General features: G+C 61.0%; 18 protein-coding genes and 1 tRNA gene. 6 read left to right on the top strand and 13 right to left on the bottom strand.

What is annotated here, in order from left to right:
- Nucleotides 1–4: 4 nt before the first annotated feature.
- The 4 genes from RE432_RS09075 to RE432_RS09060 form a co-directional block, all read right to left on the bottom strand.
- On the bottom strand, nt 5–883 hold the full coding sequence (locus RE432_RS09075) for an ABC transporter permease (protein WP_310933105.1): 879 nt from the start codon (nt 881–883) through the stop codon (nt 5–7).
- Nucleotides 880–1,824, bottom strand: a complete 945-nt coding sequence (locus RE432_RS09070) for an ABC transporter permease (RefSeq protein ID WP_310933104.1) — start codon at nt 1,822–1,824, stop codon at nt 880–882. The genes RE432_RS09075 and RE432_RS09070 overlap by 4 nt, the downstream gene beginning before the upstream one ends.
- A 93-nt stretch (nt 1,825–1,917) precedes the next feature.
- Nucleotides 1,918–3,432: an ABC transporter substrate-binding protein gene (locus tag RE432_RS09065; protein ID WP_310933103.1), complete on the bottom strand. Its 1,515-nt coding sequence runs from the start codon at nt 3,430–3,432 to the stop codon at nt 1,918–1,920.
- Nucleotides 3,433–3,455: 23 nt separating this feature from the next.
- A complete protein-coding gene (locus RE432_RS09060; RefSeq protein WP_310933102.1) occupies nt 3,456–5,084 on the bottom strand; it encodes a gamma-glutamyltransferase family protein in 1,629 nt (542 codons plus the stop codon).
- 100 nt (nt 5,085–5,184) lie between these two features.
- Here RE432_RS09060 and RE432_RS09055 point away from each other — a divergent pair, with 100 nt between their 5' ends.
- Both RE432_RS09055 and RE432_RS09050 read left to right on the top strand, forming a co-directional pair.
- Nucleotides 5,185–6,066, top strand: coding sequence for a LysR family transcriptional regulator (locus RE432_RS09055; protein ID WP_310933101.1), 882 nt, complete (start codon nt 5,185–5,187; stop codon nt 6,064–6,066).
- Between the two features lie 28 nt (nt 6,067–6,094).
- Complete coding sequence (locus RE432_RS09050; RefSeq protein WP_310933100.1) at nt 6,095–7,375, top strand: MFS transporter; 1,281 nt, start codon at nt 6,095–6,097, stop codon at nt 7,373–7,375.
- A gap of 14 nt (nt 7,376–7,389) precedes the next feature.
- Here the strand turns inward: RE432_RS09050 and RE432_RS09045 are convergent, their stop codons facing one another.
- Nucleotides 7,390–8,112 (bottom strand): GntR family transcriptional regulator, encoded by a 723-nt coding sequence (locus RE432_RS09045; protein WP_310933099.1) that lies wholly within the window; start codon nt 8,110–8,112, stop codon nt 7,390–7,392.
- Between the two features lie 230 nt (nt 8,113–8,342).
- Here RE432_RS09045 and RE432_RS09040 point away from each other — a divergent pair, with 230 nt between their 5' ends.
- From RE432_RS09040 to RE432_RS09030, 3 genes are all read left to right on the top strand, one after another.
- Nucleotides 8,343–9,320 (top strand): tripartite tricarboxylate transporter substrate binding protein, encoded by a 978-nt coding sequence (locus tag RE432_RS09040; protein ID WP_310933098.1) that lies wholly within the window; start codon nt 8,343–8,345, stop codon nt 9,318–9,320.
- A gap of 85 nt (nt 9,321–9,405) precedes the next feature.
- Nucleotides 9,406–10,305, top strand: coding sequence for a fumarylacetoacetate hydrolase family protein (locus tag RE432_RS09035; RefSeq protein WP_310933097.1), 900 nt, complete (start codon nt 9,406–9,408; stop codon nt 10,303–10,305).
- A 25-nt stretch (nt 10,306–10,330) separates the two neighbouring features.
- Nucleotides 10,331–10,771, top strand: coding sequence for a RidA family protein (locus tag RE432_RS09030; protein WP_310933096.1), 441 nt, complete (start codon nt 10,331–10,333; stop codon nt 10,769–10,771).
- A 76-nt stretch (nt 10,772–10,847) separates the two neighbouring features.
- Here the strand turns inward: RE432_RS09030 and RE432_RS09025 are convergent, their stop codons facing one another.
- The 5 genes from RE432_RS09025 to RE432_RS09005 form a co-directional block, all read right to left on the bottom strand.
- Nucleotides 10,848–11,192: a hypothetical protein gene (locus tag RE432_RS09025; protein ID WP_310933095.1), complete on the bottom strand. Its 345-nt coding sequence runs from the start codon at nt 11,190–11,192 to the stop codon at nt 10,848–10,850.
- Nucleotides 11,193–11,226: 34 nt separating this feature from the next.
- Nucleotides 11,227–12,318 carry a redox-regulated ATPase YchF gene (ychF, locus tag RE432_RS09020; protein ID WP_310933094.1) on the bottom strand — a complete coding sequence of 364 codons (1,092 nt, stop codon included), beginning with the start codon at nt 12,316–12,318 and terminating at the stop codon, nt 11,227–11,229.
- A gap of 57 nt (nt 12,319–12,375) precedes the next feature.
- The gene (locus tag RE432_RS09015) at nt 12,376–13,158 is read right to left on the bottom strand and encodes a type II CAAX prenyl endopeptidase Rce1 family protein (protein ID WP_310933093.1); all 783 of its coding nucleotides are present in this window, start codon (nt 13,156–13,158) and stop codon (nt 12,376–12,378) included.
- 4 nt (nt 13,159–13,162) lie between these two features.
- Nucleotides 13,163–13,759, bottom strand: a complete 597-nt coding sequence (gene pth, locus RE432_RS09010) for an aminoacyl-tRNA hydrolase (protein ID WP_310933092.1) — start codon at nt 13,757–13,759, stop codon at nt 13,163–13,165.
- 107 nt (nt 13,760–13,866) lie between these two features.
- Entirely contained in the window at nt 13,867–14,493 is a 627-nt protein-coding gene (locus RE432_RS09005) for a 50S ribosomal protein L25/general stress protein Ctc (RefSeq protein WP_310933091.1), read from the bottom strand.
- On the opposite strand from RE432_RS09005, the gene RE432_RS09000 reads away from it, so the two are divergent.
- Nucleotides 14,492–14,641 carry a hypothetical protein gene (locus RE432_RS09000; protein WP_310933090.1) on the top strand — a complete coding sequence of 50 codons (150 nt, stop codon included), beginning with the start codon at nt 14,492–14,494 and terminating at the stop codon, nt 14,639–14,641. The two genes, RE432_RS09005 and RE432_RS09000, sit on opposite strands and share 2 nt — an antisense overlap.
- Here RE432_RS09000 and RE432_RS08995 read toward each other — a convergent pair.
- The 3 genes from RE432_RS08995 to ispE form a co-directional block, all read right to left on the bottom strand.
- Nucleotides 14,638–15,588 (bottom strand): ribose-phosphate pyrophosphokinase, encoded by a 951-nt coding sequence (locus tag RE432_RS08995; protein WP_310933089.1) that lies wholly within the window; start codon nt 15,586–15,588, stop codon nt 14,638–14,640. The two genes, RE432_RS09000 and RE432_RS08995, sit on opposite strands and share 4 nt — an antisense overlap.
- 113 nt (nt 15,589–15,701) lie before the next feature.
- Nucleotides 15,702–15,778, bottom strand: a tRNA-Gln gene (locus RE432_RS08990).
- Between the two features lies 1 nt (nt 15,779).
- A complete protein-coding gene (gene ispE / locus RE432_RS08985; protein WP_310933088.1) occupies nt 15,780–16,706 on the bottom strand; it encodes a 4-(cytidine 5'-diphospho)-2-C-methyl-D-erythritol kinase in 927 nt (308 codons plus the stop codon).
- Nucleotides 16,707–16,717: the final 11 nt, after the last annotated feature.

Below are 16,717 nucleotides of genomic sequence, written 5' to 3'. Positions count from 1 at the left end.
GGCATTAATGACTCTGGCGCGGGTCCAGTGCGTCGCGCAGCCCGTCCCCCAACAGATTGAAACCGAACACCACCAGGAAAATCGCCGACCCGGGGAAGATAGACATCCAGGGCGCCTGGGTCATGAAGTTCTTGGCCGTATTGAGCATGGAGCCCCAGGACGGATTGGGCGGCTGCAGACCCAGCCCCAGAAACGACAGGCTGGCCTCGGCAATGATGGCGCTGGCGATCATGATGGTCGCCTGAACGATCAGCGCAGGCATGACGTTGGGCAGCACGTGCCGCAGGATAATCCGCGTATTCGACGCCCCCAGCGAGCGCGTGCTCTGCACATAGTCCTCGTTCTTGACGGCCAGCACCTGGCCGCGCGCCAAGCGGATGAACAGAGGCGCCGCCGATACGCCAATGGCGATCATGGCATTGACCAGGCTGGGCCCAAGAAAGGCGGCCAGCGCAATCGCCAGGATAAGAAAGGGAATGGACAGCAGCGCTTCGGTGGCGCGGGAAATGCAGCCGTCGACCAGCCCGCCGAAATAACCGGCGAGCAGGCCAAACGGCACCCCGACCGCCAGGGCGATCAGCACGGAACACATGCCGGCCAGCAAGGACGCGCGCGCGCCGAACACCATGCGGCTGAAGATATCGCGCCCCAGCTCGTCGGTGCCGAACCAGTGCGCCATCGAGGGCGCCTTGCGTATGGCCGTAAAACTGACTTGGGCCGGGTCGTAGGCCGCAACCAGCGGCGCGAAGATGGCCAGCAAGACAAACACCAGCACGATGGCCGCCCCCAGCAGGGCGGCACGGCTGCGCCGGAACTTGGACCAGGCGCGGTTGCGGCGCTTTGCGGGCACGGCCGCCGATACGTCGATGGCTTGCGTCGTCATGCGTACCTCAGCCGCGGGTTGATCAAGGTGTAAAGAATATCGGCCAGCAGCGTCAAGGCGATAAAGCCTACTGCAATGCACAGGACAACCCCCTGCACCACGGCGTAATCGCGATTGAACACCGCGTCGACCAGCAGCTTGCCGAACCCGGGAATCCCGAAAATCTGCTCGGTCAATACCGCGCCGGCCAACAGCTCGCCGAACAGGATGGTCACCAGGGTCACGATGGGCATCAGGGCATTGCGCAAGGCATGGCGCAACACCACGATCCGTTCGGAAGCCCCCTTGGCCCGGGCGGTCCGCACATAGTCGGCGTTGAGCGCCTCGAGCATGGCCGAGCGGGTATGGCGCATCAGATAGGCGCTCAGGGCGGTGGACAACACCACGGCCGGCATCAGCATGGTCTTCATGGACAGCCAGAAATCCGTGCTGGGCGGCACATAACCCGATGCCGGCAGCCACCTGAGCCATACCGACACGATCATGATCAGGATAATGCCCAACCAGAAATTGGGAATGGACATGCCCGACAGCGCAAACAGATTGGCCCCGAACTCCACGCGGCTACCCTTACGGACCGCAGCCAGTATGCCCAGGGGAATGCCCACCAGCAGCGCGAAGAACATGGCCATGACCGCCAGTTGGAACGTCACCGGAAGCTTCTGGGCGATCAGCGTGGTGACGGGAATGTCAGTACGCAAGGAAATGCCCAGGTTGCCCTGCCCCACTTCCTTGACCCAGGCAAAATACTGTACGGGCAAGGGGTCGTTGAGCCGGTATTTCTCGCGCAGGAAATCCAGCACGGCGGGATCGCGTTCTTCCCCCGCCATGGCCAGGACGGGATCGCCCGGCAGTATCTTCTGCAGGCCGAAAATAATGATAGAGACCAGTATCAGTGTTGGAACGGCGACAATGATACGGCGCAAAATGAGCTTGAACATGCAATGGAATTCCGCTGTTCCTGAAACCAGTCCTGCGCGCCGCGACCCTATCGGTTGCGGCGCGCAGGCAACAGGCCGCCAGGGCCTGCCGGGCTAGCTGCCTGAAAAAGAAACGCCGCGCAGGCGGATCATGCCATCGGGCAGCGGATCAAAACCCTGCACTTTCTTGCCGACCACGAAAGGCCAGGGCTGATAGTAGATATACATGCTGGGAAGATCTTCTTGCAAGATGGCCTGCGCCTGATCGTAGATGTCCTTGCGCTTGTCCACATCGGACACAGCGCGCGCCTGGGTCAGCAGTTCATCGACTTTGGGGTTGCAATACTTGCTGTCGTTCAGGGTGCCTTTGCAGGTCACGAAGGAATAGATATTGCCGTCGGGATCGACCCGGCCCGACCAGCCCCGCATGTCCATCTGGAAATTGCCCTTGGCCGACTCGGCCAGCATGGCGGCATATTCGGTGGGACGCAGGCTGAGCTGGAATCCCGCCTGGCCGGCCATGGCCTGCACCATTTCCGCCGTGGACGCTTCAACCGTGTTGTTGGCAAAGGTCAGCTGGGCCTGCACCGTTTCCATGCCCGCTTCTTTCAACAAGGCCTTGGCCTTGGCGATATCGGGCTTGATGACCGGGAACTTGTCGCTCAGGTAGGGGCTGGCCAGGGGAAAGGGCTGCTGGGCCGGCGGGAACAAACCGCCGCCTATGACTTCGCCGATGGCGGCGCGGTCTATGGTCAGCTGGAACGCTTGGCGAACGCGCTTGTCGGCAAACGGATTGTTTTTGGCGTTTTCGCCATTATTGACATTGAACATGAACTGGCGAAAGCCCAGCCCCGTGACCGGCTTGAACACCAGGTTGGCGTCATCCTTGATTTGCGGAATGTCGCTGGGGTTGGCGCGCTCCAGGATATCGATGCCGCCCGAGCGCAAGTTGGACAGGCGCACCGTGGAGTCGGGGATGGGCAGGAACACGACCTTGGAAAAGGCGAAGTCCTTGGCGTCGTAATACTGATCGAATTTTTCCAGCACGATGCGATCGTTCTGCACGCGCTGCACAAACTTGTATGGGCCGGAACATACCGGCTGGCGCCCCACGGTCGAGGCGCTGTCTTCACCGGCAAAGCTTTTCGGCGACAGCATCATGCCGGCCCGGTCGGACAACTGCGCCAGCAGCGGCGCATCGGGCTGTTTCACCTTGATGACCAGGGTGGTGGCATCGGGTGCTTCCACCGACGTCACCGATGCCAGTTCGCTTCTGCGCTGGCTTTCGGGCAAGGTGATGGCGCGCTCCAGATTGGCCTTGGCCGCCTGCGCGTCGAACTTGCTGCCGTCGTGGAAAACGGCATCGTCGCGCAGCTTGAAGGTCAGGGCGGTATTGCTGTCGTCCCACGACCACGACTTGGCCAGCCGCGGCACAAACTGCAGCTTGTCGTCGATATCGACCAGCTTGTCGCACATCGAGGTGAATACGATACGCGCCGCGTAAGTGCGCGAGCGATGGGGGTCGAGCGTATCGGGGTCGTCCTGCATGCCAATGCGCAGTTCCTGCGCATGCGCGCCCGCCGCCATGCCCAGCAGCAGGGCCCCGCACAATACCGTTAACCTTCTCATGTTGTCTCCTGGCTTATTGATATTTAAAATCCGACCGCCTGCCCGTCGCGGCGGGCGTCGCTGGCCGCGACGTAGCCGTGCTCGTTGTCGTCTTCGGACATGCGCCATATGAACTGCCCGGCGCCGAAATCCATGTAGGGATCGTTGACCGAGTGCAGTTGATGCCCCAGCGCCCTGAGGCCTTCAAGGACTTCGCCGTTCATGTTGGGCTCGATGTCGAGCGTGAAGTCGCGGTTCACTTTCCAGCGCGGCGCGCAGCACGCCGCCTGGGGCTGCTGATCGTAATCTACCATGCGGATCAGGGTCTGCAAATGCCCCTGCGGCTGCATGTCGCCGCCCATGACGCCGAAGCTCATGACGGGTTTGCCCGCCCGCGTGACAAAACCCGGAATGATGGTGTGGAAGGGCCGTTTCCCGCCTTCCACCACGTTGGGCGAAATGGGGTCCATGGAGAAACCGACACCGCGGTTCTGCAAGCTGATGCCCGTATCCGGCACCACCACGCCCGACCCGAAGCCCATGTAATTGGACTGAATGAAGGAAATCATCATGCCGCTTTCGTCGGCGGCGGATAAGTAAATGGTGCCGCCCGCATACGGGCGGCCCGCTTCGTGCTGTACCGCCTGGTCCAGGCGAATCAGCTTGGCGCGGCTGTCCAGATAGTTGTCGTCCAGCATTTGCAGCGGCGTCACCGGCATGCTGCGGGGGTCGGACACATACTGGTAGACGTCGGCGAAGGCCAGCTTCATGGCTTCGATCTGTATGTGCTGCGAGCGCACGGAGTCCACGGGTATATTGCGCAAGTCGAAGCGCTCGGCAATGCCCAGCGCGATCAGCGCGGCAATGCCCTGCCCGTTCGGCGGAATCTCGTGCAGCGTATAGCCGTGGTAGTCCTTGGCGATGGGCTCGACCCACTCCGGCTGATAGCTGCGCAGGTCGTCCAGCGTCATCGCTGCGCCGCATTCACTGGCGAAGGCCGCAATCTTCTCGGCCAGCTCGCCCTCGTAAAAATCGCGCCCCTTGGACTGGGCAATACGCCTGAGGGTGTTGGCCGCATCGGTAAAGCGGAACTGCTCGCCCACTGCGGGGGCCCGGCCATCAGGCATGAAGGTACGGGCAAAGCCGGGCTGGTCTTTCAATTCCTCAGCGGCTTTGGCCCATTTGCCGGCCACGACCGGCGGTACGGTATAGCCGCGTTCGGCGATTTCGATGGCGGGCTCGAACAAGGTTTCGAAAGGCAGCTTGCCGAACTTTTCGTGGAGGGCGGCCCAGCCAGCCACCACCCCTGGCACCGTGACCGTATCCCAGCCCCTTTTGGGCTGTTTGGCCAGGCCCTTGCCGTCCGTCCCGTACTTGTTCTTGAAGTAATCCACGTTCCAGGCCGCTGGCGCCGTGCCCGACGAATTCAGGCCGTGCAGCTTGTTGCCATCCCACAGGATGGCAAAGCAGTCGCCGCCAATGCCGCAAGAAACGGGTTCGACCAAGGTAATGGTGGCGGCCGCCGCAATGGCCGCGTCGATCGCATTGCCCCCCTTGAGCATGATGCGCAGGCCGGCCTGCGCCGCCAGCGGATGCGATGTGGACACCACATTACGCGCAAACAGCGGCGTACGAATCGAAGGATAGGGATTGGCCCAGTTAAAGTTTTTCATCGCGAAGACCCAGAGTAGAAGCAAAAGCAAAGCGCTATAAGCTACTATCTTTATCACATTAGATCAATTTAATTTCTTAAACCGCTAACAAGTATTTCTTATGAGTTCCATTCGCTTCATGCGCACCTTCGTGGCCATCGCACGATTGGGCTCCTTTTCGGAAGCCGCGGAATCAGTGGGCTTGACGCAAGCGGCCGTCAGCCTGCAAATGCGCTCGCTGGAAGAAGAGTTCGGACGGGTCCTGTTCGACCGCAGCGGCCGGCTGGCGCTGCTGAACGCCGCCGGACAAGAGCTGCTGCCCGAGGTCAAGGCCTTGCTCGAGCATTACGACCGCATACGCCAGCCCAGGCCGCCCGCCGGCCAGTTCGTGGGCCAGGTCACCATCGGCGCCATCGTATCCAGCATGAGCATCCTGGCCAAGATCGTGTCGCAATTGAAAGAGGAGCACAAGGAACTGGGCATACGCCTGGTGTCCGGCAAGTCCAGCGAGCTGACGCACAAAGTGGTCCGGGGCGAGCTGGACGCCGCCCTGGTGGTCGGTACCGGCCGGCGCTATCCCGGCTCGCGCTGGACCATGCTGTATCAGGAACCCCTGGCCATCATCACGCATGCCTCCATGCGCACGCGCAACCCGCAGGACATCCTGGCGCGCCACCCCTTCCTGCGCTTTGACCGCAGCCAGCACACCGGCCGCCAGATCGACCGCGTCTTGCAGCAAATGGGTATCGTCCCCGATGACTTCCTGGAACTGAACGCCATCGAACAATTGCTGGGCCTGGTCCGGCACGATGTAGGCGTGACCATACTGCCCTTGCTGAATACGCTGCAGGACGCCGACCTGAGCGACCTCAGGGTAGTGCCCCTGCCCGCCGCCCTGGGATCGCCCACCCGGGACATCGGCATGATAGAAAGGCGCGACAATCGCCAGCAGGCGATTACGCAGGAGCTGTTTGAACAATACGCCGCCATGCTGCTCAGGTAGAATTGAGCAAAACAACAGGAGGCACCTCGTGACACGCAAACCCATCGGCAACTGGTATTTCGGCTGGAATATTGTTGCGGCCGCCGCAATACTGACCATGCTGACTGTCGGTTTGCGCATGGGCATAGGCCCCTTCTTCCTGCCCATCGCCCACGACCTGGGCTTCAGCCGCAGCGTTCTGGCGGGCATCGTCGCCATCGGCATGCTGTTTTACGGCATCGCCATGCCGCTGGCCGGGCACCTGGTTGCCGCGCGCGGCACGCGCTATGTCCTGCTGCTGGGCACCGCACTGGTGCTCGGCTCGGCCGCATGGGCCGTCATGGCAACCGGCCCCATCAGCTTCCTGCTGTCCTTCGGCGTATTGCTGTCGGTGGGCCTGGCATTCGTCAGCCCCGTCACCCTGACGCCTGTCCTGAGCCGCTGGTTCACGCGGCGGCGCGGCATGGCCCTGTTCTTCCTGTCCACCGGCTCCATGGCGGGCATTGCCATACTGACGCCCGTCCTGAGCTTCATGATCGAGACCCTGGACTGGCGCATGACCTTGCTTGGCTTCGCCCTGTTCCTGACCGTGGTCACGGTCCCCATTGCCCTGCTCGTCATCCGCGACGACGCGCCCCCCGAGACCGACCTGCTTCCCGACGACCAGGCCAAGCCATCGTTACGAGCCGCGCGGCGCCTGCCCGGCGTCGAGGCCTATGCCAACCTGAAAGTCAACGACGCCGTGCGCAGCGTCCCATTCTGGAAGGTCGCCTTCGGCCTGTTCGCCTGCGGCTACAGCATGAACCTGCTGGGCGCGCACGGCGTGCCCATGCTGATGGATCACGGCTTCGACGCCATGACAGGCGCATTCGGCATCGGCCTGATCGGCTTTTCAGCCATTTTCAGCACCCTGGTGCTGGGGCGCCTGTCGGACATTATTCCGCGCAAGAACATACTGGCCGCCATCTACCTGATACGCGGCCTGGGCTTTTTTGCCCTGGTCATGGTGGGCACCCACTGGGAGCTGTATCTGGCCGCCACCATAGGCGGGATCGTCTGGGCCGGCAGCGTGGCGCTGTCGTCGGCCATCCTGGCCGATATCTACGGCGTGCGCCTGGTGGGCATTCTGTACGGATGGACCTACCTGGGCCACCAGATCGGCGGCACCATCAGTTCCTGGCTGGGCGGATGGGGCTATGAAACCTTCGGCACCCATTGGGTGTCGTTCGGCAGCGCCGGCGTATTGCTGCTGATCGCCAGCGCCGTGTCGGTCAAGCTGCCGCTGCAGGGGTTCACGCTATTGAGCGCAGCGCCGGCCAGCGGACGCTGATTCCCCTTTCCTCGTCAGGCCGAACGCATCTGGGCCGCCTTCGGGCGCCCCCTTTTCAACGTCTCTACAACGGTGTCACAGGTGGCCCGCAAATGCCCCAGCAGCTCGCGGACAGCGGTATCGCCGTCCCGGCGCAACGCGGCTTCCATGATGCTGCGATGCTCCTCGTGCACAGAGGTCTTGTATTCCTTCAATCGCGCGACGTTCCGGTAGCGCTCGGCCTGGTCGAACAGATTCTCTGAAATCGATATGGTGCGCTTGCTTCCACACGCGGCAATCAGTGCGGTGTGAAAGCGCCGATGAGGCTCTATCCAGGCGCGATTGACCCGTAGCGGATCGTCATTTTCGTAGCGGGAAACTTCATTGAGGCGATAAAAGCTCAGCACGAGTTCATCCTCCCACTCACTGCCGCCCTGGGCAATCGATGCCCGTAAAGCGCCTTCATACAACCAGCATCGCACCTGAGTCAGATCGATGACGTCTTCCTGGCTGATATCGCACACATAAAAGCCCCGCCGGTCATGCTGTGAAACCAGTTGCTCTGCGGACAGTCGATTCAGCGCTTCCCGCAAAGGGATGGCGCCGGCGTCGTATTGCTGTGCCAGCGCGCTGAGCCGCAATTTGGAACCAGGCTCCAGTTCACCCAGCAAGATGTCCGCCCTCAGTCGCTGGTAAAGCTGGCTGGCTACCGTAGCCTGGCCAGTGCTTTCAGGCAAAGTGGGGGGCGGGTTAAGCATGGTTTGCACTCGAAACAGATAGTCGTTCTTGCATGACGAAGAATTGAATGTACCGTAACACTTTAACCCAGTCCCGCCAGCGCAAGGGAAAAGCGGCTCTTACGTCACGCAGTGGCGTACGGAAGCCGGCTGCTCGGACGAGCCGCGTCAATATCTCTGTTGACCCCGCCATATTTATATATTAAATTACATAAAAATCAATTTTATATATAATTTTAAGGAAGCGAGACATGGATTGGAAAAAATATTTGCGCACCAGCGGCGCAGCCCTGCTGCTGGCCGCCCCGCTCGTTGCGGGGGCAGCCGACAAATACCCGGCACAGCCTGTCAAAATCATCGTTCCCTTTCCCGCTGGCGGGCAAGGCATAGACTTGGTCGCGCGTACGCTGGCCCAACGGATGCAGGCAAGCGCCGGCGAAGCCGTCATTGTGGACAATCGTCCTGGCGGGGGTACCGTCATCGGCACCAGCGCGGCCGCCAAAGCGCCTGCCGATGGCTATACGCTCCTGATGATGGCGAACAGCTTCACCGTCAATCCCAGCTTGCAATCAAACCTGCCTTATGACTCCAGGAAGGATTTCACGCCGGTTTCCCTGCTGACGATCACCCCGCACGTGCTGGTGGCACGGCAAGACTTGCCGGCAAACAAACTGAGCGAACTACTGGAACTGGCCAAAAAGAACCCAGGCACAGTCACCTATGCATCCATCGGCAACGGAACCTCGCCTCATCTTGCGGGCGAAATGTTGAAAAAACTCACGGGCGCGGATCTGGTCCACGTCCCGCACAAAGGCACGCCTCTGGCCTTGACTTCACTCATGGGCGGCCATGTGGATGTCCTGTTCGGGAATCTGCCCGACGTCCTGCCTTACGTGAATGACGGCAAGCTGAAGGCGCTGGCCATCTCCGCCCCCAAGCGGCACGCCAGCCTCCCGGACGTCCCGACCATGGAAGAACAAGGTTTGGCGGAATTCGAATCCAACTCCTGGTACGGCATGCTGGCGCCCGCCAATGTACCCGACAGCACCATCCAACAGTTGAACGAGCTGGTGGTATCCATATTGCAAGAAAAAGAAGTCCGTGAATCGTTCGATGCGCGCGGACTGGAAGTCATTGCAAGCACCCCCGCCGAGTTCGGGGACTGGCTGCGCAAGGAAATGGACAAGTACGCCCAAATCATCAAAGAGTCCGGCGCGCGCATTGACTAAGCCAAAACATCAAGGCACGCGTCCCCCCATGCAACTCGCCGCTGCGGCATAAAGAACGGCGGCATCACTATCACCAGGAAGGTTCATGTATTTTTGCGTATTTGAAAGCGAAGGCGCCCCGCATCTGGGCGGAACCCTGTCGGCCGGCCGCGAGCATATTGTCGACCTGACCAAGGCCTGGCCCCAGGAGTCGGGCACCGCGCCCGTGGATGTGGCCGGCTTGGCGGGCAAAGGGCCGGCCGGCCTGGAAACCGCCAAGAAAATCCTGACAGGCAATGCTCATCAATTGCCGGTGCATGGGCTGCGCCTGCTGGCGCCCATATTAAGACCGCCCAAGAACGTGTTCTGCGTGGGCCGCAACTATCGCGGCCATATCATCGAAGGCAACATCGCCCGTGGCGTCGACCCAAACCTGTTTCCCGAACATATCGAGTTTTTCACCAAAGCCTCCAGCACAATCATCGGTCACGGCGCCGCCATCCCGCTGCATGCCGGCTTGACCGCGCAGCTCGACTACGAAGCAGAGCTCGGCATAGTCATCGGCCAGGGCGGCTGCGACATCAAGGCCGCAGAAGCCGAATCGGCGATCTTCGGCTACACCATCGTGAACGACATTACCGGTCGGGATCTTCAGCGCAGACATGGGCAGTGGTTCAAGGGCAAGACCTTGGACGGCTCTTGCCCCTTGGGCCCCTGGGTCGTTCACAAATCGGTGGTGAAGGACCCGCAGGCGCTGGACATCAAGCTCTGGGTCAACGGGGAACTGCGCCAAAGCGACAACACGGCGTCCATGATCTTCCCCGTCGCCACGGTCATCGCCCAGCTTTCCGCCGGCCTGACGCTGGAACCGGGCGACATCATCGCAACGGGGACCCCGTCCGGTGTAGGCTACGCCATGAAACCGCCCAGCTTTCTCAAAGACGGCGATGTGATCGCCATAGAAATCGAATCCATCGGACGACTGGAAAACACCGTCCACCCATAACGTTCAGCACACAAAGGAGAACACCGTGCAAAAGAAAATCATACGCAGCCCGCTCGTGCCCGAAACCGGAGGGCCTTTCAACCTGGCGGTCAGCTACGATGGCATGATCTATATATCGGGCCTGCCGCCATTCGAAGAAGCGTTCTGCACCGAGCTTAGGGAAGCGCGCCGTCTGGGCAAGCCCCTACCCAAAATGCCCGACCTTGACATGGACACACAGGTGCATATCGTCATGAAGCATCTTAAAGCCCTGCTCGAAGCCGGCGGCTCTAATATGGACTGCCTGCTGAAAGTCGTGGTCTGGCTCAAGGACCAAAGCCAAATGGGCTCATTCGACAAGATCTATCGCAGCTACTTCAGCAGCGATGAGGCCCTGCCGACCCGAACCCGCATCCAGGCGGGCCGCACGCCCTTCGACTGCGCCCTGGAAATCGACGCCATCGGCTTTATTCCAAAGGCATCTTGAGCGCTAGGCAAGTAGATCGCCGGCCCGGTCAGTGATAGGGCCGGCGCAGGCGGCGGCGCCCAAGGCGCGCGCCGCGCTAGGCGTACATGGGCTTGTCGTCATTCAGATTCAACCAGCCCTTGACGATGCGGTAGATCAGCCATACTGCATTGGCCACCAGCACGAACCAGCCAACGAACACAAACAACAGCAAGGCGCCCACAATGCCCCACAGCAGGCCATACCAGAAGGTACGTATCTGCCAACGGAAATGGCTTTCCAGGAAGGTGCCGCGCATCTCGCCCTGCTTCAGGTAATTCATGACAATACCCACCACCGCCGTGATGGCTACGAAGAACGAGGCCGCGTACAGCGCATAGATCACCGTCGTGAGGGTCTTACGGGACTTCAGATCGCTATTGTTGTCGACGAGCTCGTTCATGATTTTCCTTGAAGGGTCGCTGTTCTTGGGTTGATCAGACGTTGAACAAGAAATTCAACACGTCGCCATCCTTGACCACGTATTCCTTGCCTTCCGCGCGCATTTTCCCGGCTTCCTTGGCGCCCTGCTCGCCTTTGCAGGCGATGAAGTCGTCGTAGGCAATGGTTTGCGCGCGGATGAAGCCGCGTTCGAAGTCAGTGTGGATGACGCCGGCGGCCTTGGGCGCCGTGTCGCCGATATGGATGGTCCAGGCGCGGACTTCCTTCACGCCGGCCGTGAAGTAGGTCTGCAGGCCCAACAGGCTGTAGGCGGCCCGGATCACGCGGTTCAGGCCGGGTTCGTCCATGCCCATGTCGGCCAGGAAAACGGTTTTGTCTTCGTCGTCGAGCTCGGCGATTTCGGCTTCGACGGCGGCGCACACGGCTACTACCGGGGCGTTTTCGGCTTCGGCGTACTTCTGGACGGCCGTCAGGTATTCGTTGTCGTGGAAGCCGTCTTCCTTGACATTGGCCACGTACATGCAGCGCTTGGCGGTGATGAAGCAGAAGGGCTTGATCAAGGCCAGGTCGTCGTCATCCAGCCCCAGCGAGCGCACGGGCCGGGCCTCGTTCAGCACGGGGATGATTTTTTCAAGCAGGGCCACCATCTTGATGGCTTCCTTGTCGCCCGCCCGGGCTGTTTTCTGGTTGCGCTGCAGGGCTTTCTCGGCCGAGGCCAGATCGGCCAGGGCCAGCTCGGTATTGATGACTTCGATATCGGAAATCGGATCGATGCGGCCGGCAACGTGAATCACGTTCTCGTCTTCGAAGCAGCGCACCACATGCACAATGGCATCCGTTTCGCGGATATTGGCCAGGAACTGATTGCCCAGGCCTTCGCCTTTGGAGGCGCCCGCCACCAGGCCGGCGATGTCCACGAACTCGACCACGGCGGGCAAGACGCGCTCGGGCTTGACGATGTCAGCCAGCGAGGCCAGGCGCTGGTCCGGGACCTCGACCACCCCGACGTTGGGTTCGATGGTGCAGAAGGGATAATTCTCGGCGGCGATGCCAGCCTTGGTCAACGCGTTGAAAAGGGTTGATTTTCCGACGTTGGGTAAACCAACAATGCCACATTGCAAAGCCATGAGAGTCCTGAAATCCAAAGAAAAAAACGAAAAGAAAGCTATTGTAGGCGATCACCGCTATAGTGCGTTCACCATGTCGGGCGCCAAATTCAGTATGAGCCACACCACCAGCAAGGGCCCGCCGTTGAACATGCCGTGCAACAGCATGGACGCGCCGATGCCGCGCTTGACGCGCAACCAGCCCAGCACCAGCCCGGTCAGCCACTGCGGCAACACCAGCAGCGGGAACAGCCACCAGGGCGTGCCATGCAGGTTGAAGTTGTACAAGTGCACGGCGGCAAACAGCAGGGACGCCAGGTGGAACACCCAGGGAAAGCAGCGCCGGTACATCAGCCGATAACGCCAGGCCAGCGGCCGGCGCGTATAAGGCAAGCGTGCCAGGTAAGGCAGCCAGCACACCACCAGGATGCCGGCGAGCAGCAGGATACCGCTCCATGTGGCGCCCGTGATCATGGCGGCCACCGCGGCGGGCACCAGCCACCAGGCGGCGCCAATGCGGCGCAACCCGTAACGGAACACCAATTCTTCCACGATGGGCGCCCAGACCAGCGCCGCCAGCCAGGGAATATTGTTGATATTCAGCCGATGCGTCGCGCCCCCGGCGCCCGCGGCAGCGACGGCAATCGGCCCCAGGAACACCAGGTTGACCGCCCACAGGAACAAGGCCCACTTCAGCAAGCGGCCCACCGACAGGCCGGGAAACCAGTCCTCCCACCAGCCGCTGATGGCATGGCGGCCCGGCAGGCGCGGCCCGAAGCGCGGGCGCACAATGAAGCGCAGGAAATCCCGCAGTTCGTCGCGAAAACGCGTGCCGCGCGCGCGGCCGGCAAGCTGCGGCAAGGCCTTAGCCACCATTGGCCCCGTGCAACTGGTTGGTGGCCTGCGCAAACTCGCCGCGCAGCAAGGCGGGGGTAATGGCGCGGCAACGGTCTATGACCTCTTCTATGCCCTTCAGTTCGTCGCGGCGGGGTGGATTCAGCACGAAGGCGGCCACTTGTTGCGCCAGGCCCAGGGTGCGCGGATGGCCGATGCCCAGGCGCAAGCGCCAGAAATCGGGGCTGGAAAAAGCGCTCTGGATATCGCGCAAGCCATTATGGCCCGCATGTCCGCCGCCCCGCTTCAGCTTGACGCTGCCGGGCAGCAGATCCAGCTCGTCGTGCAGCACCAGCACCTGCTCGGGCGCCAGCTTGTAGAAGCGCAACAGCGCGCCCGCAGCCTGCCCCGAACGATTCATGAAGGTGCTGGGCTTGGCGATAATGACGGCCTCGCCTTCAAAGCGCGCCTTGGCCACCCATGCGGAAAAGGCTTTTTCCAGCGTGAAACTGGCTTTCAGGTCGTCGGCAAGGTGATCGGCCAGCCAAAAGCCCGCGTTATGGCGGGTTGCTTCGTATTCCGGGCCGGGGTTGCCCAGGCCGATGATCAGGCGTACAGGAAGAGTCATGGTCAGAGTCTACACAAGAAAAACCCCTGCCGGCACGAAGCCAGGCAGGGGTTTGGTCAAACAGGGCGCCGGTCAATAAAGCATCGGCGCCCTGCCTGGTGCCGCGTTTACTCGGCTGCGTCCGGAGCGGCAGCGGCGTCGTCGCCGGCCCCTTCAACGGTGTCGTCGCCACCGCGCTTGGCCAGGGCCGCGGCCAGGACCAGGTCGCCTTCCGCGCCATGCACGGTATGCGTCACGCCCTTGGGCAGGGTGATGTCCGACAGGTAGACGTTACCGCCGCCGACCAGGGTAGCCAGATCGACTTCGATGGCCTGGGGCAGGTTGGCGGGCAGGCAAGTGACTTCAAGCTCGGTCATGACGTGGCTGATGATCTGGCCATTGAGCTTGACGGCGGGCGACACATCGCCATTGATGAAGTGCAGGGGCACTTTGGTCGTAATGGTTTGCTTGGCGTCGACGCGCTGGAAGTCAACGTGCAGGACCAGAGGCTTGTAGGGGTGCCATTGCACGGCACGCAGCAATACTTGCTGGCCCTTGCCTTCGAGCTGCATGTCGAGGATGGAAGCGTGGAAGGCTTCCTTGCGCAACGCGTGGTAGATTTCGTTGTGATCGAGCTCGATGCTGAGCGGCTCGTCTTTGCCGCCGTACACAATGGCGGGAACACGGCCAGCGTGGCGCAGGCGGCGGCTCGCACTCGTACCCTTATCGCTACGCGGAGTGGCGTTGAATTTCATGGAAAAACTCCAAAACAAAAGGCGCTTGGCCTTGATGATAAACGCAGCGCGGTTGCGCTGCGAACGACTGTTGTCTGCCGCGACCAGCAAACAACGGTGTGCTTTTTCCTTCGGCGGCAAGCAGGGGCTTGCCATCGGCGGGAATTAATCGACGAAAAGGGAACTGACCGATTCGGCGTTTGAAATACGTAAAATGGTTTCGCCCAAAAGCGATGCGCAGGACAGCTGGCGGATTTTCTTGCATGCGCGCGCGGCTTCCGACAGGGGAATCGTGTCGGTCACGACCAGTTCGTCGAGCTCGGATTCCTGAATGCGCTGCACCGCGCCGCCGGACAGCACCGGATGCGTGCAATACGCATACACCATGACCGCGCCGCGCTCTTTCAGCGCCTGGGCGGCCTTGCACAGCGTGCCGGCGGTATCGACCATGTCGTCCATGATGATGCAGGTACGGCCATCGACTTCGCCGATGATGTTCATGACTTCCGACACATTGGCGCGGGGACGGCGCTTGTCGATAATGGCCAGGTCGGCTTCAAGCTGCTTGGCCAGCGCACGGGCCCGCACCACCCCGCCGATATCGGGCGACACAACCACCAGGTTCTGATAGTTGCGGCGCCAGATGTCGCCCAGCAAGATGGGACCGGCGTACACGTTGTCGACGGGAATATCGAAAAACCCCTGGATCTGGTCGGCGTGCAGATCCATGGTCATCACGCGATCGACGCCCACCACCTGCAGCATATTGGCGACGACCTTGGCCGATATGGACACACGCGCGGAGCGCGGACGGCGGTCTTGGCGGGCATAGCCAAAATAAGGGATGGCGGCAGTGATCTTGCCTGCCGACGCACGGCGCAGCGCATCGACCATTACCATGATTTCCATCAGGTTGTCGTTCGTGGGCGCACAGGTGGGCTGCAGGACGAAAACATCTTTGCCACGCACATTTTCATTGATCTCGACCATGACCTCGCCGTCGGAAAACCGGCCGACGGTCATTTTTCCAAGCGACATGTCTAGGTGATTTGCAACATCGACCGCTAAGCGAGTGTTAGCCGTGCCGGTAAAAATCATGAATCTGTCGTGTGCCATGGCGGAGGTAGAATTGCGTAGCGTCAAACAACAAAGCTGTTGACCAGCACCGCCTGTATAGGGGCCGACTCAACAGCTTTACGTTAACTGCACAAGCCTGGAGGCTTGAAAAGTGGCTGGGGAAGAAGGATTCGAACCTTCGCATGCTGGAATCAAAATCCAGTGCCTTAACCAGCTTGGCGATTCCCCAATTAACTGCTTATCCAGTATCGAAGCGGATGATCAATCAGCCCCGGGCATGCCCAGGCATCTTGAACAACCACGACATCGTTTTCACGACTCGATATTTTACTGACAATTTGCTGTTGGTACACAGCCGCCTGTTCCAGCGTTACAAATTCAACAAAAAAACAGGCGCCGGAGCCGCTCATTCTTGCGCTTAACCGCTGTTCGGACAGCCACTGCGCTGCTTGCCCAACCCGCGGATAATCTGCAAAAACAACTGGCTCAAGATCGTTGCGGCCAAATAAACCGTTCTTGAAAAAACCGTTATCTGGCGCATTGATTTTTTGCCAATCAGCAAAGACCGTTATTTTGACGCAAGGTGAATTCCTTGTCAAATCGGGGGACGAAAAAACCCCTGCGGTGGGCACTTGCTGCGGCGGACGCACAACAAGATAGGCGCGCTCGGGAAGCTCGACCGGCGAGAAGACATCGCCTATGCCCCGCGCAAACGCAGGGCGGCCATAAATGAAGACCGGCACATCCGCACCCAATGGCCGCGCCAGCGCCATCAGTTCATCGCGGTTCAGCCCCGTCTGCCACAGGCGATTGAGCGCAATCAGCGTGGTCGCCGCATCGCTGGAGCCCCCGCCCAGCCCGCCGCCGGCTGGAATACGTTTCTCGTAGGCGATCTGCGCCCCCAGCGGCGTGCCGGTGGCGGCCTGCAGGGCGCGGGCCGCGCGGACCACCAGGTCGTCCTGCTGGGCCAGTCCCGGCAGATGGCCCGCGCCTTCGCGCACAATCCGCCCGTCGCTGCGCAGATCGAAATTCAGCGTATCGCACAGACTGATGAAGCGGAACACAGTTTCCAGGGAGTGATAGCCGTCGTCCCGGCGCCCCGTGACATGCAGGAAAAGATTGATTTTCGCCGGCGCCGGCACGTCGTACAAAGCCATTCCGCGCTCTA

Source organism: Pusillimonas sp. SM2304 (genome assembly GCF_031628915.1).
Lineage (GTDB): Bacteria > Pseudomonadota > Gammaproteobacteria > Burkholderiales > Burkholderiaceae_B > Pusillimonas_C.
The sequence above is the reverse complement of the archived record's forward strand: the minus strand, read 5'-3'. Positions and strand labels throughout refer to the sequence as shown.

Bases quoted from the DNA above. Each gene is read 5' to 3' on its own strand.
- RE432_RS09075 (WP_310933105.1), bottom strand. From the start codon at position 883: ATGACGACGCAAGCCATCGACGTATCGGCGGCCGTGCCCGCAAAGCGC.
- RE432_RS09070 (WP_310933104.1), bottom strand. From the start codon at position 1,824: ATGTTCAAGCTCATTTTGCGCCGTATCATTGTCGCCGTTCCAACACTG.
- RE432_RS09065 (WP_310933103.1), bottom strand. From the start codon at position 3,432: ATGAGAAGGTTAACGGTATTGTGCGGGGCCCTGCTGCTGGGCATGGCG.
- RE432_RS09060 (WP_310933102.1), bottom strand. From the start codon at position 5,084: ATGAAAAACTTTAACTGGGCCAATCCCTATCCTTCGATTCGTACGCCG.
- RE432_RS09055 (WP_310933101.1), top strand. From the start codon at position 5,185: ATGAGTTCCATTCGCTTCATGCGCACCTTCGTGGCCATCGCACGATTG.
- RE432_RS09045 (WP_310933099.1), bottom strand. From the start codon at position 8,112: ATGCTTAACCCGCCCCCCACTTTGCCTGAAAGCACTGGCCAGGCTACG.
- RE432_RS09040 (WP_310933098.1), top strand. From the start codon at position 8,343: ATGGATTGGAAAAAATATTTGCGCACCAGCGGCGCAGCCCTGCTGCTG.
- RE432_RS09035 (WP_310933097.1), top strand. From the start codon at position 9,406: ATGTATTTTTGCGTATTTGAAAGCGAAGGCGCCCCGCATCTGGGCGGA.
- RE432_RS09025 (WP_310933095.1), bottom strand. From the start codon at position 11,192: ATGAACGAGCTCGTCGACAACAATAGCGATCTGAAGTCCCGTAAGACC.
- ychF (WP_310933094.1), bottom strand. From the start codon at position 12,318: ATGGCTTTGCAATGTGGCATTGTTGGTTTACCCAACGTCGGAAAATCA.
- pth (WP_310933092.1), bottom strand. From the start codon at position 13,759: ATGACTCTTCCTGTACGCCTGATCATCGGCCTGGGCAACCCCGGCCCG.
- RE432_RS09000 (WP_310933090.1), top strand. From the start codon at position 14,492: ATGGAAAAACTCCAAAACAAAAGGCGCTTGGCCTTGATGATAAACGCA.
- RE432_RS09005 (WP_310933091.1), bottom strand. From the start codon at position 14,493: ATGAAATTCAACGCCACTCCGCGTAGCGATAAGGGTACGAGTGCGAGC.
- RE432_RS08995 (WP_310933089.1), bottom strand. From the start codon at position 15,588: ATGGCACACGACAGATTCATGATTTTTACCGGCACGGCTAACACTCGC.
- ispE (WP_310933088.1), bottom strand. From the start codon at position 16,706: ATGGCTTTGTACGACGTGCCGGCGCCGGCGAAAATCAATCTTTTCCTG.